At 60.4% G+C, this 21,190-nt stretch carries 17 protein-coding genes and 1 pseudogene; 6 read left to right on the top strand and 12 right to left on the bottom strand.

Translation table 11 applies throughout. The features are described from left to right. Positions 1 to 81: 81 nt before the first annotated feature. Together JYA52_RS10230 and JYA52_RS10235 are read left to right on the top strand one after the other, a co-directional pair. Positions 82 to 1,599 (top strand): CoA-acylating methylmalonate-semialdehyde dehydrogenase, encoded by a 1,518-nt coding sequence (locus JYA52_RS10230; RefSeq protein WP_205653073.1) that lies wholly within the window; start codon positions 82 to 84, stop codon positions 1,597 to 1,599. 158 nt (positions 1,600 to 1,757) lie between these two features. Next, positions 1,758 to 2,894 carry an MFS transporter gene (locus JYA52_RS10235; protein ID WP_205653074.1) on the top strand — a complete coding sequence of 379 codons (1,137 nt, stop codon included), beginning with the start codon at positions 1,758 to 1,760 and terminating at the stop codon, positions 2,892 to 2,894. A gap of 496 nt (positions 2,895 to 3,390) precedes the next feature. On the opposite strand, the gene JYA52_RS10240 is transcribed toward JYA52_RS10235, so the two are convergent. Then, positions 3,391 to 4,842 (bottom strand): MFS transporter, encoded by a 1,452-nt coding sequence (locus JYA52_RS10240; protein WP_205653075.1) that lies wholly within the window; start codon positions 4,840 to 4,842, stop codon positions 3,391 to 3,393. A gap of 438 nt (positions 4,843 to 5,280) precedes the next feature. Here JYA52_RS10240 and JYA52_RS10245 point away from each other — a divergent pair, with 438 nt between their 5' ends. The 3 genes from JYA52_RS10245 to JYA52_RS10255 are packed head-to-tail and all read left to right on the top strand — an operon-like array spanning position 5,281 to position 8,527. Next, positions 5,281 to 6,681, top strand: a complete 1,401-nt coding sequence (locus JYA52_RS10245; RefSeq protein ID WP_205653076.1) for a DUF6421 family protein — start codon at positions 5,281 to 5,283, stop codon at positions 6,679 to 6,681. Next, positions 6,678 to 7,439: an SDR family NAD(P)-dependent oxidoreductase gene (locus JYA52_RS10250; protein WP_205653077.1), complete on the top strand. Its 762-nt coding sequence runs from the start codon at positions 6,678 to 6,680 to the stop codon at positions 7,437 to 7,439. Before JYA52_RS10245 ends, JYA52_RS10250 begins: the two co-directional genes overlap by 4 nt. Further along, positions 7,436 to 8,527 carry a threonine aldolase family protein gene (locus JYA52_RS10255; protein ID WP_205653078.1) on the top strand — a complete coding sequence of 364 codons (1,092 nt, stop codon included), beginning with the start codon at positions 7,436 to 7,438 and terminating at the stop codon, positions 8,525 to 8,527. Before JYA52_RS10250 ends, JYA52_RS10255 begins: the two co-directional genes overlap by 4 nt. Positions 8,528 to 8,562: 35 nt before the next feature. Here the strand turns inward: JYA52_RS10255 and JYA52_RS22940 are convergent. From JYA52_RS22940 to JYA52_RS23085, 8 genes and pseudogenes are all read right to left on the bottom strand, one after another. Further along, a pseudogene (locus JYA52_RS22940) lies at positions 8,563 to 8,808 on the bottom strand (glycogen debranching N-terminal domain-containing protein); the annotation flags it as partial. 241 nt (positions 8,809 to 9,049) lie between these two features. Continuing rightward, complete coding sequence (locus tag JYA52_RS10265) at positions 9,050 to 10,030, bottom strand: LysR family transcriptional regulator (protein WP_205653079.1); 981 nt, start codon at positions 10,028 to 10,030, stop codon at positions 9,050 to 9,052. 66 nt (positions 10,031 to 10,096) lie between these two features. Continuing rightward, a complete protein-coding gene (dapE, locus tag JYA52_RS10270) occupies positions 10,097 to 11,176 on the bottom strand; it encodes a succinyl-diaminopimelate desuccinylase (protein ID WP_205653080.1) in 1,080 nt (359 codons plus the stop codon). A 10-nt stretch (positions 11,177 to 11,186) separates the two neighbouring features. Next, positions 11,187 to 12,617, bottom strand: coding sequence for an aminobutyraldehyde dehydrogenase (locus tag JYA52_RS10275; RefSeq protein WP_205653081.1), 1,431 nt, complete (start codon positions 12,615 to 12,617; stop codon positions 11,187 to 11,189). A gap of 129 nt (positions 12,618 to 12,746) precedes the next feature. Beyond that, on the bottom strand, positions 12,747 to 13,976 hold the full coding sequence (locus JYA52_RS10280; RefSeq protein WP_205653082.1) for an NAD(P)/FAD-dependent oxidoreductase: 1,230 nt from the start codon (positions 13,974 to 13,976) through the stop codon (positions 12,747 to 12,749). Then, positions 13,973 to 15,196 (bottom strand): NAD(P)/FAD-dependent oxidoreductase, encoded by a 1,224-nt coding sequence (locus JYA52_RS10285; RefSeq protein WP_205653083.1) that lies wholly within the window; start codon positions 15,194 to 15,196, stop codon positions 13,973 to 13,975. The genes JYA52_RS10280 and JYA52_RS10285 overlap by 4 nt, the downstream gene beginning before the upstream one ends. Continuing rightward, positions 15,186 to 15,509, bottom strand: a complete 324-nt coding sequence (locus JYA52_RS10290) for a (2Fe-2S)-binding protein (protein ID WP_307869352.1) — start codon at positions 15,507 to 15,509, stop codon at positions 15,186 to 15,188. The genes JYA52_RS10285 and JYA52_RS10290 overlap by 11 nt, the downstream gene beginning before the upstream one ends. Beyond that, positions 15,490 to 15,816 carry a (2Fe-2S)-binding protein gene (locus tag JYA52_RS23085; RefSeq protein WP_372433790.1) on the bottom strand — a complete coding sequence of 109 codons (327 nt, stop codon included), beginning with the start codon at positions 15,814 to 15,816 and terminating at the stop codon, positions 15,490 to 15,492. Before JYA52_RS23085 ends, JYA52_RS10290 begins: the two co-directional genes overlap by 20 nt. Before the next feature lie 169 nt (positions 15,817 to 15,985). Here JYA52_RS23085 and dapD point away from each other — a divergent pair, with 169 nt between their 5' ends. Continuing rightward, positions 15,986 to 16,972 (top strand): 2,3,4,5-tetrahydropyridine-2,6-dicarboxylate N-succinyltransferase, encoded by a 987-nt coding sequence (dapD, locus tag JYA52_RS10300; protein ID WP_205653086.1) that lies wholly within the window; start codon positions 15,986 to 15,988, stop codon positions 16,970 to 16,972. A 332-nt stretch (positions 16,973 to 17,304) separates the two neighbouring features. On the opposite strand, the gene dapC is transcribed toward dapD, so the two are convergent. Genes dapC through lysA form a run of 3 tightly spaced genes read right to left on the bottom strand, consistent with a single transcriptional unit; the run spans position 17,305 to position 21,005 of the window. Then, complete coding sequence (gene dapC / locus JYA52_RS10305; RefSeq protein ID WP_205653087.1) at positions 17,305 to 18,492, bottom strand: succinyldiaminopimelate transaminase; 1,188 nt, start codon at positions 18,490 to 18,492, stop codon at positions 17,305 to 17,307. Continuing rightward, entirely contained in the window at positions 18,489 to 19,502 is a 1,014-nt protein-coding gene (gene dapF / locus JYA52_RS10310; protein ID WP_205653088.1) for a diaminopimelate epimerase, read from the bottom strand. Before dapF ends, dapC begins: the two co-directional genes overlap by 4 nt. Before the next feature lie 60 nt (positions 19,503 to 19,562). After that, positions 19,563 to 21,005, bottom strand: a complete 1,443-nt coding sequence (gene lysA / locus JYA52_RS10315) for a diaminopimelate decarboxylase (RefSeq protein ID WP_205653089.1) — start codon at positions 21,003 to 21,005, stop codon at positions 19,563 to 19,565. Positions 21,006 to 21,190 lie beyond the last annotated feature (185 nt).

Genomic DNA, 21,190 nt, shown 5'->3' on the forward strand with positions numbered 1-21,190 from the left:
TGTTGCTGATTGTCGTCAATCAGCAATCCAGTAGGAGGAACGTCAGTAAACCTCCCGAAATCCAACGAAAGAAGCGCAGAAATGGCAAAGCACCTCACCCACTGGATCGGCGGACGGCCCTGGTCAGGCGCCTCGGAGCGGCAGGGGGAAATTACGGACCCGTCTACCGGACAGGTCTCAGGAAAGGTTGATTTCGCGTCCGTCGCAGAAGTTGACCTTGCCGTGCAGACGGCTGTGACCGCCTTCGCGGGGTGGCGGGACGTTTCCATCTCCCGGCGGGTAAGGATACTTTTCGCCTTCCGGGAGCTCCTCGAAGCCCACCGTGACGAGTTGGCCGCCATGATCGTCTCCGAGCACGGAAAGGTTCACTCCGACGCACTCGGCGAGGTAGCACGTGGCATTGAAGTCGTGGAATATGCCTGCGGTATCCCCCAGGCCTTGAAGGGCGGCTACAGCAACCAGGTCTCCACGGGCATAGACGTCTACTCTCTTCGCCAGCCGCTTGGCCCTGTGGCGATCATTTCACCCTTTAACTTTCCCGCGATGGTTCCGCTGTGGTTCTTCCCTATAGCGATTGCAACCGGCAACACGGTGGTACTTAAGCCCAGCGAAAAGGACCCATCAGCTGCCATCTTCATGGCTGAGCTGTGGAAAAAGGCAGGGTTGCCGGATGGCGTTTTCAACGTCGTTCAGGGCGACAAAGTGGCTGTTGACAGGCTCCTGGAACACCCCGAGATAAAGTCAGTGTCCTTCGTAGGCTCCACCCCAATCGCCCAGTACGTCTACGAGACCGGGACAAAGCACGGTAAGCGGGTTCAAGCCCTTGGCGGTGCGAAAAACCACATGCTGGTCCTCCCGGATGCCGATCTTGATCTGGCCGCGGACGCGGCAATCAATGCCGGCTTCGGTTCGGCCGGTGAGCGGTGCATGGCAATCTCCGCCCTCGTGGCAGTAGAGCCTGTCGGTGATGAACTCAGCAAGAAAATTCAGCAGCGCATGGCGGACATTTCCGTAGGCCCCGGAAGCTCTCCGACTTCCGATATGGGCCCGCTGGTCACGGGCGCTCACCGCGACAAGGTCACGTCCTACATTCCCGCAGGAGTTGCCGCCGGCGCTGACCTGGCTGTCGACGGCCGTGAGCATCCGATTGCTCAGCAGACGCCGGACGGTGAGAGCACCGAAAACGGCTTCTGGCTCGGTCCCACCCTCTTTGACCGTGTCCTGCCTGGCATGCCCGTCTACGACGACGAGGTCTTTGGTCCCATCCTCTCGATCGTGCGTGTAGAAAGCTACGAGGAAGGCCTGGAACTGATCAACTCGAACCCCTACGGCAACGGAACCGCCATCTTCACCAATGATGGTGGTGCCGCCCGCCGATTCCAGCAGGAGGTGGAGGTCGGCATGGTCGGTATCAACGTGCCCATCCCGGTGCCGGTGGCTTATCACTCCTTCGGAGGGTGGAAGGCATCGCTGTTTGGTGACACCCACGCGTACGGCGAAGAAGGCGTTCGGTTCTTTACACGCGCCAAAGCCGTCACGCAGCGGTGGCTGGATCCTTCCCACGGCGGAATCAACCTGGGCTTCCCGACAAACCACTAAACGTGGCGGAGTCAGGAGAGGCAACCAAGGTTAAGGAGCCGGACGCAGCAACGGCACGTGGCCGCACCCGGGACCAAGTACCCACGGGAGTCGGAGCAGCAATTCTCGGGGCCGCCATTCTGGGAACTGCTTTCAATCTGAGACCAGGCGCCGTTGCCTTGGGCCCCGAACTGGGGGCGGTCAGGGCCGCACTGCACCTTCCAGACGTCGTCGCGAGCCTCCTGACAACCCTGCCATTACTTTGTTTTGCCCTCGTTGGCTTAGCGTCGCCGTGGGCGGCAAAAACGTTCGGGTTGCACAAAACGGTCGTTGCCAGTCTTTTCCTCATGGCAGTCGGTCAGGGCATGCGTGCCCTGACCGACTCCGGCATTGTTTTCGTGATTGCAAGTGTGGGAGCCCTGGGCGGTATCGCGGCGGCCAATGTTCTGCTCCCGACACTGGTGAAGTACCACTTCCCGCAACGGCTGGGGTTACTCAACGCGGCCTACGGAATATCCCTCACGCTGGGAGTCGCCGCCGCCGGTGTATTGACCGCGCCGGTTGGCGGCTTCTTCGGCAGCGAGGAAGGCTGGCGTTACGGGCTTGGCCTGTGGGGAGTCACAGCGGCCGTGGCAATCATTCCGTGGGTATTCGTCCCACGCGCCATATCGAACCATTCTGCCCCGGGAGACGCTCGATCACTGACCGGCAAAGGGGGCCAGTATGGAGTAAAGCAAGTAGTCCGGACGCGCCTCGGGTGGATCATGGCCGTGTTCCTGGGACTACAGTCCCTGCATGCCTACGCGATTTTTGGATGGCTGCCCAGTATTTTCACCGGGGCAGGTATATCTACAGTTAACAGCGGATTGTTGCTTGGCCTGACGACGGCCGTGGGCATCCCCTTGGCCTTCATCTTCCCAGCGCTTGCCGCACGCAGCCAACGACCCATCGGAATCATGGTCGTCACCGGCGCTGGCATGCTGGCCGGCTATCTCGGGCTATTGCTGGTTCCAGAGACACTCCCCTGGCTCTGGGCAATACTTCTCTCCCTTAGCACCGTAAATTTCCCTCTGATCATGACTCTAATTTCATACAGGTGCCGAACGGCAGCCGGGGTGTCGGTCCTTTCCGGCTTCGCCCAAGGCGCCGGGTACCTGCTGGCCATACCCGGACCCTTCTTTGTTGGGGCTTTGCATGACATCTCGGGGAGCTGGGATGCGGCGCTGCTATTCCTTATCCTCTTAGTTCCGCCCATGACCGTCATGGCAATTATCTCGACAGGCCCCCACGCGATTGAAGATGAGTTGGGTGTATAGGTCCATCCGATCTGGCTACACCCCAACCTGACACCGGGGCGATGTTGGCCCAGATATAGGGGACTTTCATCCGGGTCCAATGAAAGGCTTGGGTCCCACCGCCGCGTCCACAGCCAGGGACAATTCTCATGGGTTATGGAACAGAGCCACCAGGCGCAGCTTGTCCGAGCCTCGCCAGGTTGACGGAAGGTTCGTTATCGGCGCTTGAGTGGGACGAGTAGAAGTAGATGAGAGGACTCGTCTCGATCTGCTTTTCGGAAGTTTCCGCAGGTTAAACTAATCCTTCGATGACCTGATACCGATCATCCATAGCGGACGATTGGGCGTCACGGTGCGGCGTAGCGACGTAATCTCTCATTAAAGTGATAGCGCTTCCTGCTGCTGCACAAACAAATAAGCAGGTGCTCCAGCCAGCCCAGCGGCGATGCTGTGCAGGCTGGAGCACCCTTGTGTCTTCGGTTGTGGTTAGTCCGACTCTTTGCGTGGAACCGCTTGCTCAGACAGCGGTAGTTGTCTGAACAACTCCGTCCTTGGCTTCACGCGCTGGCGGCTCCTCCACCAAGGAGCGGCCGCCGGTTTCGGGTGCCACCTTCCAGGAAACGAATGCCCCGAGTGCCAGCAGGACTACGGTGCCGATCATTAGGGTTTGTGCGCCGTAGGTAGCGACAATGATGGGCAGCACGAAGGTGCCGATTGCGGCACCAATCCGGCTCAGTGCCGCCGCCATGCCGACCCCGGCGGCACGCATCGAGGTGGGGAACAGTTCGGCGGGATAGATGAACTGCAGGTTGCCGGCGATGGCTTCGATGAATGCGTAAATGCAAAGGCAAATGATGACCAGCATGGCGTCGGGCTTCGGGAGGATGGCCAGTGCCAACACGGATACGGCCATCATCCAGAAGGTGGTAATCAGCATTCCCCGACGGGTGAACTTGTTCACAATCAGCATGCCGATGACTCCGCCGGCGGCGAAGAAGGCGTTCTGAATCAGCGTGGGTGTGAATCCGTTCGCGACGCCAAGGGCTACGAACAGTGTCGGGAGGAAGGTGAAGATTGCAGTCTGCGGCGTTGCCTGGGCGATCCAGAAGAAGCCTGCAAAAAGCGTCCGCGAACGCCACTTGCGGCTAAACAGCAGCCTGAAGGTTTCGCCGGCAGATCGACGCTTTTCATTAGCGTGGGCGAGTGCTTCGACGAGGTCTTCCACGCCCGTGTTGGGGTTGATGTGCTTTTTGACGACTGCGTCTGCCTCAGCGACGCGGCCCTGTGCCACCAGCCACCGCGGCGACTCGGGGGAACCCAGCCGCAGAAGCATCACGATTGCCGACGGAACGGCGCTGGTGACCAGGATCCACTTCCAGGCGTCGGCGCCGAGATTGAGGCTGTTCAACAAGACGCCGACCCCGATGGAGGCAAGGAAGCCGAACCGCCACACTGCGGCCAGGCTGCCCAGCAGCGGTCCCCGAAGTTTCAGAGGCATCATCTCGGAAAGATAGGTCGGGCCGACCGCGTAGTCGATACCGATCGCAATGCCCAGTACCAGTCTCACGAGGAAGAGTTGCGTCGGGTCTGTCACGAAGAACTGCGCGATCGAGGCGACCAGGAAGATCATCAGGTCGATTTGATAGAGCTTTCGCCGCCCGATCCGGTCTGCGACCTGACCGAAGCAGATGCTGCCCAGGAAGAGGCCGATCAGTGCTGCCGATCCGACAAGTCCGGATAACAGCGGTGTCATTCCGAAATTGGCTGGGAGGACAGCGAGAGCGATCGACAGCACACCCAGGGTGTAGCCGTCGACGAACTTTCCGCCGCCCGTGAAGATTGCAAGACGGTAGTGAAAACCCACCGCCGGGGAGTTATCAATGGTGAACTGTGGCGTAGAAGCCATCGCAGTGTCCTTTCTGGGGCCGTAGACGGCCGCGCTTAAGGGGGGATGAATCGCGGATTGCAACTAAACGAGATCCGCAAGAACATCTGCTGCCTGTGATAGTACTCACGGTCACAACCAGGAAAGAACAGGTCCACCTTAAGGATGAGTGGACGAAGTAGAAGAGGAACTGTAGCTCACTTCAATCCTCTGATTCGGAACGGTGTGGACTGGGCCCAGGCCGTCCCAATACAGGCTTTTAGCCTTGATTATGGTGTTGTCCAGCTTACTCGGACCTCTGTAAGCGGGGGACTTTTCTTGAGAGACTTTCGGGTCGGCTCGTGCCGTATGACATAGGGCCGGCCGATTTTGACGGCGAAGACTGTTTCCCCGCTGAACGGGAACCAGGGCAGTGAAAACTTTGCTAAATGAAGTATCAGAAACGCCACTGCTCTTACCCTGTCGCTGACATCGGAGGCCTTTGTAGTCTCGTGGCACCCACCCACTGGAAGGACATACCTAATGTCAGTTAAAGCGCAAGAGGAAGTGCAGCTTCTGGCTGCAGACATCAGGTCGCTGCCTGCATGGAAGAACCTGAAAGAGTCAGTCATTGATCTGCAGCAGGTTCAGGTCAAGGACGGCTCTGTCCCCGACAGCGCGAACCATGCCCGCGCCAACGCGGACATCGACAGCATCATTGCCTCGATCCAGCAGATTCAGCCTCACCTGCCGCACGACCACGAATACCTTGAACGTGTAGTGCAGGATTTCCAGAAGTGGCAGGCTGCCGGCCTGGTCGAGCCGGACTTCCTGGATTCTCTGCTTGCCTTCCAGCCGCAGCAGTGGCGTATCAACGGTCTGCCCCACCTGGTGGTCTTCCCCATGTACACCCAGAACGGCAGTACCAACCGGTTCGTTGAGGCCGTGCTGCTCGATGTCATCTGGCCTGAGTTCATTGATGAGCTGGAGGTCACCAGGTACTCGAACAAACTCTTCGTGCCCGTGCACTTCTGGGACTTTACCCCCGGCTACGACACCAACTCGGCAGTCCTGTTCCCGGAGAGCGTGGCCGTCCGTTCCACACCGACATTCACCTGGGGAGCCATCTTTGCCGATCGCGAGGCAGCCCGCTTCCGGCGCGTTCTGAAGGCTGCAGCGGAAATCACGTCCCTGGACCTTCCTGCCGATGCTGCTGCGCTCATTGATGACCAGAAGCTGTGCCAGGAAACGTTCGTGATGTGGGACCTGATCCACGACCGCACCCACATGCGCGGCGACCTGCCGTTCGATCCCTTCATGATCAAACAGCGCATGCCGTACTTCCTGTACTCGCTGGAAGAGCTGCGCTGCGACCTCACTGCGTTCAAGGAATCCGTCCGTATCGAAAAGGACGAAACGTCGTCTGAGCAGGCACGCAAGCACGCGAAACTCGTACAGTACTCCGTTATTTTCGACCGCATCTTCCGCTTCGCCATCACAGGCAGCCGAGTGCGCAACTACGACGCTGTAGGCGGCCAATTGCTGTTCGCCTGGATGCATCAGCACCGGGTCCTGCACTGGACCGATGGAAAGCTGAGCATCGACTGGAAAGATGCAGCCAAAGTTGTCGTCGAGCTGGCGCTGAGGGTTGAAGAACTCTACTGGCGGTCCATCGACCGGCCGAAGATGGCCCATTGGCTGGCGGCCTACACGATGATTTCCGAGACTTTGACCCCCCACCCTGCTTCCGTGTGGGCAAAGGGGCCGGAGGCCCTCCCCCTCGACGGACCCCCTCGTGGACTCACCGATCAGGTCCTCGACGACGAATTTCCGCTCTCAATGTTCTACGAGGCGCTCGAGAAGAAGATGCGGCCGGTCATTGAATCGACCGCCGGCATCACCGGGGACGCATCGGCACAATTCCAGGAAGAGGCATCAGAATGACCGAGAACCTGTCCGGTCGAACCGTAGTCGTGGCCGGGTCCACGAGTGCCGCAGGAGCGGCAGTGGTCAGCGCACTCTCGAAGGCTGGTGCGAAGGTGGCGGCAGTCGACATTCTTGAGGACCGGGTCCGCGAGCTGGCCGCCGCCCACAGCAATGTCACCGGCTACACCTGCAACCTTGCGGACATGGACTCGGTGAACGAACTGGCCGCCGCCGTCCGGAGCGAACTCGGTCCTGTCGACGGACTTATCCACCTCGTCGGAGGCTGGCGAGGTGGCAAGGGCGTTAAGGACCAGGCGGATGACGACTGGGATTTCCTCCAGACCGGCATCATGACGACCCTGCGGAATACCAGCCGCGCGTTTTTCGATGATTTGATCCAGTCGCCGGCAGGACGGCTTGCGATTGTGTCGGCGGAGTCGGTGGCCAGCCCCACGGCCGACAATGCCGCCTACGCTGCCGTGAAGTCCGCGGCGGAAGCCTGGACGCTGGCAGTTGCAGACGGTTTCGAAAAGAACTCGGAAGGGCCGCTCTCGTCGGCAAGCCTGGTGTTTGTCGTCAAGGCACTGCTCGACGAACGCATGCGTGCAGCCCAGCCGGAGCGAAAGTTCCCTGGCTTCACGCATGTTGATGTACTCGCCGAGGCTGTCGTCGACGTTTTTGACGCGGACGCCGGTGAACTGAACGGCAAGCGGATCCGTCTGGGTACATCATCGAAGGCCACCGCTGACGCTGCTCTCAGCGGAGCACAGCGATGACTGGCCCCCTCCACAACCCTGCGGTGAGGGGATTTGCCTCGGATAACTACGCCGGTGCACATCCGGAGGTTATCGAGGCAATCAGCGTGGCGAATCTTGGTCACGTGGTGGCCTACGGCGAAGACGAGTACACAGAACGGCTGCAGGACGTCATTAAGGCGCACTTCGGGCCTGGGGCAGACGCCTACCCTGTTTTCAATGGCACCGGCGCCAACGTGCTGTCGCTGCAGACACTGCTCCCCCGCTGGGGAGCAGTGATCTGCGCCGACACCGCCCACATCAATACCGACGAGAATGCGGCGCCGGAACGGGTTGCCGGCATCAAGCTTCTTCCGGTCGCCACTACGGACGGCAAACTGACTCCGGAGCTAATCGACAAAGAAGCCTGGGGCTGGGGTGATGAGCACAGGGCTCAGCCGCTGGCTGTGTCGATCACCCAGACAACTGAGGTAGGAACCTGCTACACACCCGAAGAAGTGCAGCGCATAGCTGAGCATGTGCACTCCCGGGGAATGAAACTGCATATGGACGGCGCCCGTCTCGCCAATGCCGCGGCCCATCTTGGAGTCCCGTTCAAGGCCTTCACTGCGGATGCCGGCGTGGACATTGTCTCCTTTGGAGGCACGAAGAACGGACTTCTCTATGGAGAAGCCGTCATCGTCCTGGATCCTGAGACAGGCACAGGCATGAAGCACCTCCGCAAGATGGACATGCAGCTCGCCTCAAAGATGCGCTTTGTCTCTGCCCAATTGATCGCGCTCCTCGAGTCCGACCTCTGGCTGCGTTCAGCTTCACACGCAAACGAGATGGCTTCGCGTCTCCGCAGGGGCATCGAGACCATCGACGGTGTCCAGGTCACCCGGGAAACGCAGTCAAATGGCGTCTTTGCGGCGCTGCCGCCGGAGGCGGCGGATAGCGTGCGGCGTTCCTTCCGGTTCTACGACTGGGACAGGGCCATCGGCGAGGTGCGGTGGATGTGTTCGTTCGACACCACTGACGAAGACGTTGACGGCCTGGTTTCCGCAGTCAGGGACGCTGTGGCAGGCGTCAGGACCTCTCTCCCCCTGGAGACCGCCGGACGGCTGTAGTTAGTCAAGGGGGTTCGCCGACGCCAGGCGGTGAACCCCCTCTCAGCATGTCCTGGACGTATCAACCTCTTTGGTGAAGAAGAATTGAATGCCCCTGCCGACCCATTCACGGTAAGAAACCAGCCGGACAGGACACGGCTGTCCTGGACGAACAGTCCGTGCGGATATTCCGCGTGCATGTCTCCGTTCTGCAAAGAAATGCAGAACGACGTTCCTTCCACCAGAGTGACTGTACCGGCACCTACAGGGCCAGCAGCAGTGTCAGCATTCCATCCAGCCATCGTTCTGGTCCCCTCAAAACCGGCGCCGGCCTTTTTTGATGAGGAATCGTATGCCGCCGCCTACTGCTTTTTCGCTGACGCTACGCTCGCTGGACTTGGAATTCCAGACTTCAGAAGCACGAAGCATGACCGACACAAACCAGTTTGTTGCGGGTTCCGGGCAGGCGCATGTCACCGGAACTCGGGCACGATTGCAGGCTCAATGCCCATGTGGCATGAGACGCCAACAGGAATGTACGGGTCAGTCACGAACAATGGACGCCACGGGGCTATCCAAGTGAACCTCGAAAGCATCGGTCGTCCAATCGATGAAGTCCTCGGCCGCTTCGCACAGTGCAGCCATGGTTACCGCGAGGAGAGGGTTCATATCTGAAGCGCGGTGCGCGACATGGACCATCCGCCGCGGCGGGTCCATCAGCCGATGAAACGCGATGCCCCGGTCGATACCCAACGCCAACGCCGGCACGAGGGCCACACCAATGGTTTCTTTGACCAGGCCCCTGATGACGTCAAAATCGTTGCTGTGGAACCCGATGTTCGGCTCGAAGCCGGCCAATTGGCACATCTCCCAAAAATTTTCCGCGCCTGCAGACCCAACCTCGTTCGTGATCCAATTCTCGTTCGCGAAATCCTCAAGCGGGACCTTGTCACCCGTTTTTCCTGCGGTATGTGCAGCGCTGATGACCACCAACTCTTCATCGAGAATTGGTTGAATGACCAAGCCTTCCGGGCGTGGTATCGGCACCCTGGCGTACTCATAAATGATTCCCAGGTCCGTCAGGCCCTCCAGGACGGAGTTGGCCAGGCCCTTTTGGAGGCTGATGTCTTCCAAGGATATGTCGGCAGATGCGTAGCGCATTGAAAGCCGTGACAAGGTCCGGGGCACCAGCTGCGCAGCCGCTGTTCCGGAAGCGCCAATACGGAGACTGCCTTGGGAACCCGAGGCGTAGGCCTGCATTTCATCCTCGGCCCTGGCCACCTGCCGGAGGACTATGTCGGCGTGCGCGCTCATTGCAAGGCCGGCAGGCGTTGGCCAGAGGCTTCTGGGCCCCCGTTCGAAGAGGTCAACGCCAAGGGCTTTTTCCAAGGCAGCTATTTGCTGTGATACTGCAGAAGTGGTGTAGCCCAGCTTCTTCGCCGCTGCCGTGTGAGATCCGGTTTCTATCACCATCTGCAGGGTTCGCAGATTGATGATGTTCAGGTTTCCCTTGACCAACCGCATGTCTTCTCCTTGCGCTAATCCGGCATAGCCAGCGGGGCCTGCTCATTCTATTCGGGCAGAAGCCCCTTACGTCAGCCAATCCAGCAACGCTCCCAGGCATTTCCTGACGTCTGATGCGAGGACATGCTCGTCGTCGGTGTGTGCAAGGAGCGCGTCCCCCGGCCCAAAATTGACAGCAGGGATCCCCAGTTCGGCGAACCTGGCGACGTCGGTCCAGCCGTACTTCGGTTGGGGGGTGCCCCCGACAGCACTGACCAGGCTCTGGACGGCAGTATTTCCCAACCCCGGCCGGGCGCCGCCGGCAGCGTCAGTGCGAACCAGCTGGTAACCGTTCAGGAGATGTCGAACGTGCTCTTCGGCCTGATCCACCGACTTGTCGGGTGCAAATCTGTAGTTGATGTCAACGTAGGCGGCATCGGGGATGACGTTACCGGCGATTCCTCCGCCAATACCCACGGCGTTCAGCCCCTCACGGTATTCCAGGCCGTCCACGTATACGGAGGCCGGCTGGTAGTCACGCAGGGTTGAAAGCAGGTCAGCGAGCTTGTGGACGGCGTTGTCACCCATCCATGCCCGAGCTGAGTGTGCGGCTGTTCCTTCCGTTGCGGCACGTAGACGCAGTGTTCCGTTGCAGCCGGCTTCTACCAGGCCGTTTGTCGGTTCCAGAAGTACCGCCAGATCTGCATTCAGCAGTGCTCTCGCCTGTGTTGCCACCCGGAGGAGGCCGCTCTTGGCCGCCTCCACTTCTTCATGGTCATAGAAGACGAATGTAAGGTCCTTCTCGGGACGGGCGAGGTGATGGGCCAGGGCAAGCTGAACAGCTACTCCCCCCTTCATGTCCGTTGCTCCGCGGCCGTAAAGGGTCTCCCCTAGCCATCGGCTCGGAACTGATCCGCGCGCTTCTGCTGCGCTTGGAAGCGGAACAGTATCAAGATGCCCTGCCAGGAGGACCCGTTCAGCTCGTCCAAGTTCAGTTCGGGCCACGACGGTATCTCCGAAACGGGTGACGTTCAGATGCGGCTGCCGCTTCAACGACTCTTCAACGACATCTGCGATGGTCTTTTCGTAGCCGGAAACACTGGGGATATCGATGAGGTCAGCGGTTAACTCTGCGACGTCCTTGCTCAGGTCCAGAAATTTACTCATGGGCTTACTTTCAGGCGTCGAGTGCACTCATGACGTGCTTGATGCGGGTGTAGTCCTCCACGCCGTACATGGAGAGGTCTTTGCCGTAGCCGGACTGCTTGAAGCCGCCGTGGGGCATTTCGGCGGTGAGGAGGATGTGCGTGTTAATCCAGACGGCGCCGAAGTCCAGGTCGCGGCTGAGGCGCATAGCGGTGCCGTGGTTGGACGTCCAGACGCTCGAGGCCAAGGCGTATTCCACGCCGTTGGCCAGTTCAACGGCTTCTTCCTCGGTGCTGAACTTCTGCACCGTGATCACGGGGCCGAAGGTCTCCTTCTGGACCACGTCGTCGGTCTGCTTGGCGCCGGTGATGATGGTGGGCTCGAAGAAGTAGCCCTTCTCCCCCGCCTGACGGCCACCCGTTTCGATTTTGCAGTGGAGGGGCAGATGATCGACCACCGACCTGACCGCGTTGAAGTGGTTGACGTTGTTCAGCGGGCCGAAATAGTTGTCTTCGTCGTTCTGCGAACCGGTGTGCAGGGTCCGGGTGTGCTCCACCATTGCTGTGACCAGATCCTCGTGCACCGAATCCTCCACCAGCACGCGGGTGATAGCAGTGCAGTCCTGGCCGGCATTGAAGAACGCGAACTCGGCGATTGCCGCGGCGCTCTTCTTGATATCGGCGTCCTTGAAGACGATGGCCGGAGCCTTGCCGCCGAGCTCCAAGTGGGCGCGCTTGAGGCCCCTTGCGGCACCGGACGCCACGGCGATACCGGCCCGGACGGAACCGGTAATGGACACCAGGCCGGGGACCTCGTGGTCCACCATCATCGCGCCGGTTTCGCCCGTGCCCAGCACAACGTTCAGGACGCCCGCCGGCAGGATCTCACCGGCTAGCCGGGCAAGCACCAGGGTGGACTCCGGGGTGGTGTCGGAGGGCTTGAGGACAACTGTGTTGCCCGCGGCCAGCGCGGGCCCGATCTTCCAGATGGCCATCAGGAACGGGTAGTTCCACGGTGCCACCTGTGCTACCACGCCGATGGGTTCGCGGCGGACGTAGGAGGTGTGCCCCTCGAAGTACTCCCCGGCGGACTTGCCCTCCAGGATGCGGGCGGCCCCGGCGAAGAAGCGCAGCTGGTCGGCGCCGGCGGCCACTTCCTCGGAGGCGATCAGGGAGCGCACCTGGCCGGTGTTGCGGTGCTGGGCTTCAACCAGTTCATCGCTGTTGGCCTCCACGGCGTCGGCGAGCTTGAGCAGCATGAGCTGGCGCTGGCCCGGGGTGACGTGCTTCCAGGTCTTGAAGGCGTCCTGCGCCGCGGCCATGGCGGCATCCACATCCGCCTGAACCGAAATGGGCGACTGGGCCACCACGTCCCCATTGGTGGGGTTGATGATGTCCAGCCGGCCGGTGCCGGCCGGGGTGACGAACTCCCCGTTGATGAAGTTCTGGAGGGTCTGATGCATGTTGAAGTCGTCCAATCTGCGCGCCGGAATTGCGACGCTGGGCCGTGCTGCTGTACGAGCGTTTTTTCTACTGGGATTTAGTGGAGCCTAACGCGAAAGCCTTTTCTCCAGTGGTGCCGAGCCAGCTGCCTATGCGGGGACATGTACCTCGGTCGCGGGGTTGGCGGTAGTTCCCGGTGTAGCAGCCGGTGCGTCCTGCTTCGAGCCCGCGAACCTGTCGACCCGCAAACCCGACAGGAAATGATGCGTTGGTCCAGAGCCTTTGATGAGGTCAACCACGAGCTGACCAGTCAGGGGAGCAAGGGCCAGGCCGTCTCCTTCGTGCCCAGCGGCGATGATGTAGCCATCCACCTCAGCTGCCCGGTCAATGATGGGAAGTCCGTCCCCCGTGTACGGCCGGAAACCGGTCATGGTGCGGATGATCCGCGTCTTTGCCAGTTCCGGAGCGATTCGGGCGGCATGCGCAGCGATGGTGGCGATGACGTCCTGGTTGGGCCGCTTGTCGAAGCCGGCGAATTCGCGGCTCCCGCCGATAAGAAGGTTGCCGGACACGGTTTGGCCGAGCGAAAGTCCGACACCATAGGGCGGCGCGTCATCGTTATCTGAGCGCAGGTGCTTCGATGCGATGTATTGGGCGTCGAGTAGGCATCCGGTCACCTTCTTGGGGATGGACTCGGAGATGAGTATGGTTCCGCGGCGGGGCTGCACCGGGATGTCGATGTTGGACAATGCCCCCACACTCTTTGCATAGGGACCCGCAGCGTTGATGACGAGTCCGGTAGAAATGCTTCCGCGGGTCGTCTCGACCGACGTCACCTTACCTCGCTCGGTATTCACTGCGATTACTTCGCTGTGAGTTAGGTGCACGGCTCCATGACGTTTGGCGGCCCGGAAGAAGGCGGCGTTCAGGGCAAGCGGGTTCACGTCCGCGTCGTCGGGGCTGAAAGAGGCACCCAAAATGTGGGGGGCCAGGAACGGTTGGGCTGCGCGGGCCGCGTCCCCGTCAATCAAGGAAACGGAGATGCCCGCCTTGCGCTGTTTTTCGATGAAGTCCTTCATGAACTCCATGTGGCGTGGGGTTTCGATGACGACCATGCCGCCATCACTCTCAAACTCCACGCTCTGTTCCAGTTCGGCCTCAAGCGTGTCATACATTCGCCGGCTGGCCATGGCCAGTTCCATATGTAGACCAGGCCGTTTGGACTGCATGAAGATGGCCTTGTCACAGGAGCCTGATGCTCCGGATCCCGGGCCGTTCTTGTCCACGATGACTACCTTGAGGCCTTGCTGTGCAAGGCGGAAGGCGATGGAACTGCCGGATACTCCTGCGCCGATAACGACGGCATCTGCCGTTTTCATGCGTAACTCTCATCCTTTTGAGCCAGTGAATTTTCCCTCACGCGTTCAAGCCATAGATCGTCAGCGATCCGCCGGCCCTCCTCGATATCGGGCATGAAGGTGATGGCGCTTGATTTCCGGGCGAACCGTACCGCTGCTGCCGCCCGGTCTATGGCTTCCTTGCCCTCGAGCAGACCCAGTCGGGACGCGATAACGGTACCGGCCAGGTTGCCTTGGGCCATGGCAATTTTTGCTCCCTCGATTCCGGTGACGTTCCCGGCAACGAAGAGGTTGTCTTGGGTGGTTTCCATTTCCGGGCTGTAGAGGGGAATGGTCCCGCCGAGTTGGTCGATCCGCACCAGACCGCAGTCGCGGGTGAGTTCCTGGACAGGATAAAGCCCGCCGGAGATGCAGACACAGTCCACCTTGACCGTCCGGGTCTTTCCGGGGTTTCCCTGACTATCGATCGTTGCTACTTCAACATGCTCTACGCGTTCATTCCCGCCTATTGAAACAAGGCTTTTCCTCAGGTTTAGACGGGTCCCCATCAACGGGAGGCCACTCTTGGGGAAAAACGTCAGTGCGAGTTTTCTGAGGGTCTTGTTCGCTGCCAGCTTCCCGCCCCATCGAAGAAACGCGTTCGGGGCGAGGTCGGACATTCCGGCCAGATACTCCAGGTTGGTGTCAGGATCGGCTTGAGTGCCGGCAAAAATGCTCTTACCGGGCAGGTAGATTCCCACGACATCCGCACCGGCCATGCTCAGTTCATGTGCGACTGTGAGGGAAAGGGGGTCCACCCCTACGATCGCAATCCGGTCCCCGGGCCTCACCCGGTAGTAGTTGGTCAGCGTCTGGGCAGCTCCGATGGCCATGACACCAGGCAGGGACCATCCAGGAACAGGCAGCGGGCGTTCGGCAGCGCCAGTGGCAACAACCGCGTAGTCGGCCTTCACGCATTCGCCGGTGTCCAGTGCAACCTCCCATTTTTGAGAGATGTTCCAGACCTGCCGGTTGGTCAGGATACGCACACCTGCGTTTACAGCCCGCTCAGCCAGCTTCTTTGAGATCTCGGCCCCTATCCACCAGCCTGTGCCGGGTTCTTCATGGAGCTGGCCAAGTAGCTTTCCGCCGGCCCTGGGATTCTCGTCAATCACGACAACGTCCGCACCGGCTTCGGCGGCGGTTACTGCTGCGCTCAGGCCGGCCGGTCCGGCGCCGATTACGACTACATCAGAAATCATCATGACGCTCCCCGCGGTTTTCACCCTGGGATTCAAGAACGTCTCCATCGCAGGCCTGCGTGATGCAGGCCCTGACGCTCTGGACACCGTTCACGGTCATCCTGCATTCGAAGCAGTGGCCGATACCGCAGTAGATCCCCCGGGGTTCTCCGTCACGGTTCGAGAACCTGAGTGTCCTGACACCATTTGCCAGCAGGGCAGAAGCGATGGAATCGCCTTTGATGCCTTGATAGGACTTGCCATCAAATTCGAACTCAATTTCTTCTTGGCTCAATGGCCCTAGGACCGGATGGTCACTTATTCGCTTCAACACACTCACTCCTTGCTTCCGCGTCACTGCGGGATGCGGCAAGATCCAAAAGGGTCATCGGACGGGCCGGTGCATTGCTGCCTGGCCCAAGCTGGGCATCCGCGAGCAGTTCCGAATGCCCCCGCAGCAACGAGCGGATCAGCGGGCCGCACGTGCGACCCTGGCAGACTCCCATGCCCGCCCTGGTCTGCAGCTTCAGCTCGTGCGCAGATATGGGCCCGTCGGAGTCGGCGAGGGAAGTTTCGACATCGTCGAGGTACACGTCCTCGCATCTACAAACAATTACTCTTTCCATCTTTCCTTCGCCCATAGTTGGTTGACCCCGGCGTGGTGATCTGAGACACCCTTGACCCAATCAATCAACCGCAGTAACGACTGACGTACAACCCTTGCAGAGCCAGAAGGTGAGCAACCCGGTTCCAGAAATTCTTTACCTCGATCAGGGACGGCCTCACCCCCGCGCACCTAGAGTCTTTCCCATGACACAGACCCTCCCTCAAGACACCCCCACTGGGGCAGCCTCCAGGCTGGCCCACGCCTGGGGAATAGCGACGGTGTCCAGCAACGGAACCGTGTTGGACACCTGGTATCCAAGCCCTCAGCTCGGGCAGCCTGAGCCCTCGGCTGCCCCTCCGAGCGAACTGCCACGGCTGGCCGCGACCGGAGACGACACCGACGGACGCGTGCACCTGAAAGTCGTCCTGACAGAGCTAGATCTCGATGAGCCGCCGCGGGACACTGCAGATGCCTACCTGCGTCTTCACTTGCTTTCCCATCGTCTCGTCCGCCCTAATGAGTTGAACCTGGACGGTATTTTTGCCGTCCTGCCCAACGTGGTCTGGACGAATTTCGGCCCGTGTGAAGTCTCGAACTTCGAGGAGACAAGGGCCCGCCTTAGGACCCGCGGCACCGTCACTGTGTATGGGGTGGACAAGTTCCCCCGCATGGTGGACTACGTGGTTCCCGCGGGCGTCCGGATCGCCGACGCTGACCGGGTCCGTCTCGGGGCTCACCTGGCCGAAGGCACTACCGTCATGCACGAGGGGTTCGTAAACTTCAACGCCGGAACCCTGGGAGTTTCAATGGTCGAAGGCCGCGTCTCGGCTGGCGTAGTCGTCGGAAACGGCTCGGACGTTGGTGGCGGCGCCTCCGTGATGGGTACGCTCTCGGGCGGCGGAAAGGAACGTGTATCGCTGGGTGAGCGCGTCCTCCTGGGAGCCAATTCGGGCGTAGGGATTTCCATCGGCGACGACAGCATTGTTGAGGCCGGGCTTTACGTCACAGCCGGCACGAAGGTACGTATCGTCAGCCGGGAGAACGGCGGACAGGACAAGCACGTGAAAGCCGTCGAGCTTTCCGGTAAGCCGAACCTGTTGTTCCGCCGGAACTCCACCTCGGGCGAGGTCGAGGTTCTCCATCGCGGCGGACGTACTGTAGAGCTGAACGATTCGCTGCACGCCAACTGATAAAGCCAGCCATACAAAAACAACGCCTCCAAGGCCATTCACGGGCCGTCAGTATCCTTCAGCAACGCAAAGCGGGCCGGAGTCCCCTCGGGAAGGGGACTCCGGTCCGCTTTGCTTTCGGAAGCGATATCCGGGCGCAGGCTATCCCGCTTCCACCTGGTGCACGCTGGAGACGCTTGTCGGAGTAGGTGGGAAGCCCTTAGGACGAGGATTTGCCTCCAGCGTCTTGCATTTCTGTTACAGATCCTTGCCGAAACACAAAAACGGACTGGAGAACGCAGCTATGGTGCGTTCTCCAGTCCGTTTACTTGGTCCTAAGCGGCCAGCCTCGCCTAGCTAGGGGCTTTTCGGGGCAGTTCGGCTGCCGTCAGTCTCTCTGCGGCGGCGGCGATGCGTTCGTCGGACCCGGTGATTGAGAACCGAACATACCCCTCACCGGCGCGGCCGTAGAAGCTTCCCGGCCCGACGATGATGCCCTGTTCAGCCAAAAACTGCACCGTGTGCCAAGTGTCTTGTCCAGCGGTCGCCCAAAGATACAGACCTGCCTCCGAGTGCTCGACGTTGAAGCCGATACTCTGTAGGGCCGGCAGCAGGATCTCCCGCCGCCGCCGGTAGGCCGCCTTCTGGATGCGCACATGCTCCTCGTCGTTCAGTGCCGCCTCCATCGCCGCCATTATCGGCGACGGGACGATCATGCCGGCGTGTTTTCGGGTATTAACCAGACTGGCCATGATCTTTTCATCGCCGGCCACAAACGCAGCACGGTAGCCGGCGAGATTCGATTGTTTGCTGAGCGAATACAGGGAGAGCAGCCCTTTAGTGGAACCGCCGGAGACTTCGGACTCCAGGACGCAGGGAATGCGCTCCCCACCGGTTCCCATGTCCCAGGAATCCCAGCCCAGCTCGGCGTAGCACTCGTCTGAGGCAACAACGGCCCCTATCTCACGCGCCTGCGAGACGAGGGTCTTCATGGATTGTGCGTCACGGACCTGGCCTGTGGGGTTCCCCGGGGAGTTGATCCATACCATGCGGACCCTTCGCAGCGTCGCCGGGTCCAGTTCCTCCAGGGAGTCGCAGGCCACTGATGTAGCCCCGCATAGCTTCGCGCCGATGTCGTAAGTGGGGTAGGCGATTTTTGGTCGGACGACCACGTCCATTGGCCCCAGGCCGAGCATGAACGGCAGCCATGCAATGAGCTCTTTGGATCCGACTGTGGGCATGATGCTTTGTGGATCGAGGTTGTCGATGCCGCGGCGACGGGTGAACCACTGCGCAATCGCCTCCCGCAGGGAAGCGGTACCGTGCGCACCAGGATATCCCGGAGCGTTGGCTGATCGGATCAATGCTTCGCGGACGACATCCGGGGTCGAGTCCACAGGAGTGCCCAACGAGAGGTCTACCGGCCCGTCCCCGTGCCTGGCTGCTATGGCTTTGTACGGTGCCATCGCGTCCCAGGGGTAGTCGGGAAGACTCAGGCCGAACGGACTGGCCGGAGCCAGCGAATCAGGTTGCGCGCTCATCGTGCCACCTCAAGAAGTTTGGAAGCGTCTGAGGTTTCCCGTGGAAAGTCCCACATCTCAGGATCGATGGCGCCCTTTGAGACCATCCGGGCAGGTCCGCGCAGAAAGACGTGCTCGCGCACAGCTGCTCCCATCCCTCGTTCCTTTTGAAAGCGCACCAGGACTGGGCCGCCTGGCATCTGCACTGTCCATTCGGCATCGTGAAGCCCTGATTGCAGACGGACGGCGACCGCTGTGGCGCAGGCTCCTGTTCCGCATGCCTGGGTCTCTCCAACCGAACGCTCGTAAACCCGCATAGTGATGACGCGGGGCAGTTGGGGGTTTTCCGGCTCTTTGAGCGAAGCGAATTCGACGTTGGTACCCCGCCGGGGACGGGGGCTGACGTGAGGTGCGGTGAACAGGTTGAGAGGTGACAAGGGCGTGCCAGGGGGCAGGATCACGACTGTGTGCGGGTTGCCCATGTCAATGGAAACACCGCGCTGTACCTCAACACCCGGCACCGAAACAACAGCGTCGGTGCCATCCTCGGCGCTGCGTTCCGGAAAGGCTTTCCGCCAGGGACCCATGTCGATCTCATAATCGCTGCCGATCAGGGTGACCTTCTTCGCTCCTGCCCGGGTTCCGATGGTCAGCGTAGAACCGGCAGGAAGGTCAGCCAGTCCGGTTGAGACCAGGAAGTGAACAAACACGCGGACGCCGTTACCGCACATCTCGGCGATTGTGCCGTCGGCATTGCGGTAGTCCATGAACCATTCGGCCTGCGGCGCGAAGGTCAGGACCTCCCGCCCTTCGGGAAGGCGCTCCGAACGGACTGCGCGGATCAGGCCGTCTGCTCCGATGCCCTTGTGCCGGTCACAGATCTGGGAGGTCATGGTCGAGCTGATCTCCAGATTGCCGTCCGGGTCTGCTATCAGGACGAAGTCGTTGCCGGTGCCGTGACCTTTCCAGTAGGGCACCCCCTGGAGAGGAGTGGATGTCAGAGCTTCAGATTCGGTCAAAGAGTCTGTCATATCAGGATTCGCCCTTTCGGACCAGCTGGGTAATGGGGACGACAACGGCGTGGTGTGGGATCAGCATGAGACATCACGGAGAAAAAGGTCCTCCTCGGTTTCACCGCGGACGATGAGACGCGCCTCGCCCCGGGAAACAGCGACGACAGGCGGCCGCGGCGTGTAGTTGTAGTTACTTCCCAGGACCCAGCAGTACGCGCCGGTTGCCGGCACTGCAAGGAGGTCCCCAGGCTCAACGTCGGAGGGCAGATAGGTGTCTTTGACGACGATGTCGCCGCTCTCACAATGCCTGCCCACGACCCGTGACAGGGCCAATGGCGCCTCTGAACTGCGGGAGGCAAGGGCCGCCGAGTAGTCCGCACCGTACAGTACGGGCCGCGGGTTATCACTCATGCCGCCGTCCACGGATACGTAGCGGCGCTCGAACACATCCGTGCCGTGCTCCACATGGATAGTCTTCAGGGTGCCGACCTTGTAAAGAGTGAAAGTTGAACTGCCCACAATGGCCCGACCCGGCTCGATCGAGATGCGCGGCACATCAATGCCGAGCCGCTGACAGGCTTCACCTACGACCGCCGCCATCGCCTTTGCCAAATGCTTCGGCTCCTGGGGATGGTCAACTTCTGTATAGGCGATGCCGTACCCGCCGCCAAGGTCCAGTTCTTTTAGGGACACCCCATGACGGTCACGGATCGAAGCAATGAAGCCGAGGAGCTTCTCCGCGGCCAAGGCAAAGCCGTCAGGCGAAAAGATCTGTGAACCGATGTGGCAGTGGAGACCGAGGAGTTCGAGACTGGGGTGTGCCAACGCTGCATCAACTGCTTGTTCAGCAGCGGATGGATTGCCGTTGACGGAGGCCATGGAGAGACCGAACTTCTGGTCCTCGTGGGCGGTAGCAATGAATTCGTGCGTTTCGGCATGAACGCCTGGGGTAAGCCGCAACAGAATCGGAGCCGTGAGACCACGGCCACGCGCAATTTCTGCCACGCGTTCCAGCTCTTGAAGGCTGTCCACAACGATCCTGCCAATGCCCATATCGAGCGCGCGGTTGATCTCATTGTCCGACTTATTGTTGCCGTGAAGACCCAGCTTCACGCCATCGATACCAGCCCGTGCTGCCAACGCGAGTTCCCCTCCGGAACACGTATCCAGGCGCAGTCCTTCCTCCGCTACCCACCTGGCTACCTCGGTGCACAGGAAAGACTTGCCCGCATAGTAGACATCCACTCCGCCACACAGGGGTGCAAAGGCTTCATTAAAGGCATCACGGAAGGCCCGTGCGCGGCTGCGGAAGTGGTCCTCGGAGATGATATATGCGGGTGTCCCGAACCGTTGAGCCAGCTCAGAGACAGGCAGTCCGGCGATAGTGATTTCACCCGCCTCGGATCGAGACACTCCCTCGGCCCAGATCACCGGATTGAGCTCGTTCGGCTCAGTGGGGAGCGTAAGCCACTCAGGGGCGATTGGAGACTTTAACTGTTGGGTTTTCTCTGTCGTCGACATAACTCGATTGAGGCCTCGTTCTGGTTTTTACCGCTGGACGTCTTTGGAAGCGGCCAGGGGACCTTGGGGATTCGTGTGAGTGTCAGTACAACAGGGCAGGCGAACGCGATCAATGAGCATAGGTTAAAGGGATTATGTACAAGGTACAGAAGAGCTTAAGGTGACTCTCTTTCAGGTTGCAGACC

Origin of the sequence: Arthrobacter pascens, assembly GCF_017052465.1 — a bacterium.
In the GTDB taxonomy this organism is placed as follows: domain Bacteria; phylum Actinomycetota; class Actinomycetes; order Actinomycetales; family Micrococcaceae; genus Arthrobacter; species Arthrobacter pascens.

Bases quoted from the DNA above. Each gene is read 5' to 3' on its own strand.
- dapC (WP_205653087.1), bottom strand. From the start codon at position 18,492: ATGAGCGCGCAACCTGATTCGCTGGCTCCGGCCAGTCCGTTCGGCCTG.
- JYA52_RS23085 (WP_372433790.1), bottom strand. From the start codon at position 15,816: ATGGGCGAAGGAAAGATGGAAAGAGTAATTGTTTGTAGATGCGAGGAC.
- JYA52_RS10280 (WP_205653082.1), bottom strand. From the start codon at position 13,976: ATGAAAACGGCAGATGCCGTCGTTATCGGCGCAGGAGTATCCGGCAGT.
- dapE (WP_205653080.1), bottom strand. From the start codon at position 11,176: ATGAGTAAATTTCTGGACCTGAGCAAGGACGTCGCAGAGTTAACCGCT.
- dapD (WP_205653086.1), top strand. From the start codon at position 15,986: ATGACACAGACCCTCCCTCAAGACACCCCCACTGGGGCAGCCTCCAGG.
- lysA (WP_205653089.1), bottom strand. From the start codon at position 21,005: ATGTCGACGACAGAGAAAACCCAACAGTTAAAGTCTCCAATCGCCCCT.
- JYA52_RS10265 (WP_205653079.1), bottom strand. From the start codon at position 10,030: ATGCGGTTGGTCAAGGGAAACCTGAACATCATCAATCTGCGAACCCTG.
- JYA52_RS10255 (WP_205653078.1), top strand. From the start codon at position 7,436: ATGACTGGCCCCCTCCACAACCCTGCGGTGAGGGGATTTGCCTCGGAT.
- JYA52_RS10285 (WP_205653083.1), bottom strand. From the start codon at position 15,196: ATGATTTCTGATGTAGTCGTAATCGGCGCCGGACCGGCCGGCCTGAGC.
- JYA52_RS10250 (WP_205653077.1), top strand. From the start codon at position 6,678: ATGACCGAGAACCTGTCCGGTCGAACCGTAGTCGTGGCCGGGTCCACG.
- JYA52_RS10245 (WP_205653076.1), top strand. From the start codon at position 5,281: ATGTCAGTTAAAGCGCAAGAGGAAGTGCAGCTTCTGGCTGCAGACATC.
- JYA52_RS10275 (WP_205653081.1), bottom strand. From the start codon at position 12,617: ATGCATCAGACCCTCCAGAACTTCATCAACGGGGAGTTCGTCACCCCG.
- dapF (WP_205653088.1), bottom strand. From the start codon at position 19,502: ATGACAGACTCTTTGACCGAATCTGAAGCTCTGACATCCACTCCTCTC.
- JYA52_RS10230 (WP_205653073.1), top strand. From the start codon at position 82: ATGGCAAAGCACCTCACCCACTGGATCGGCGGACGGCCCTGGTCAGGC.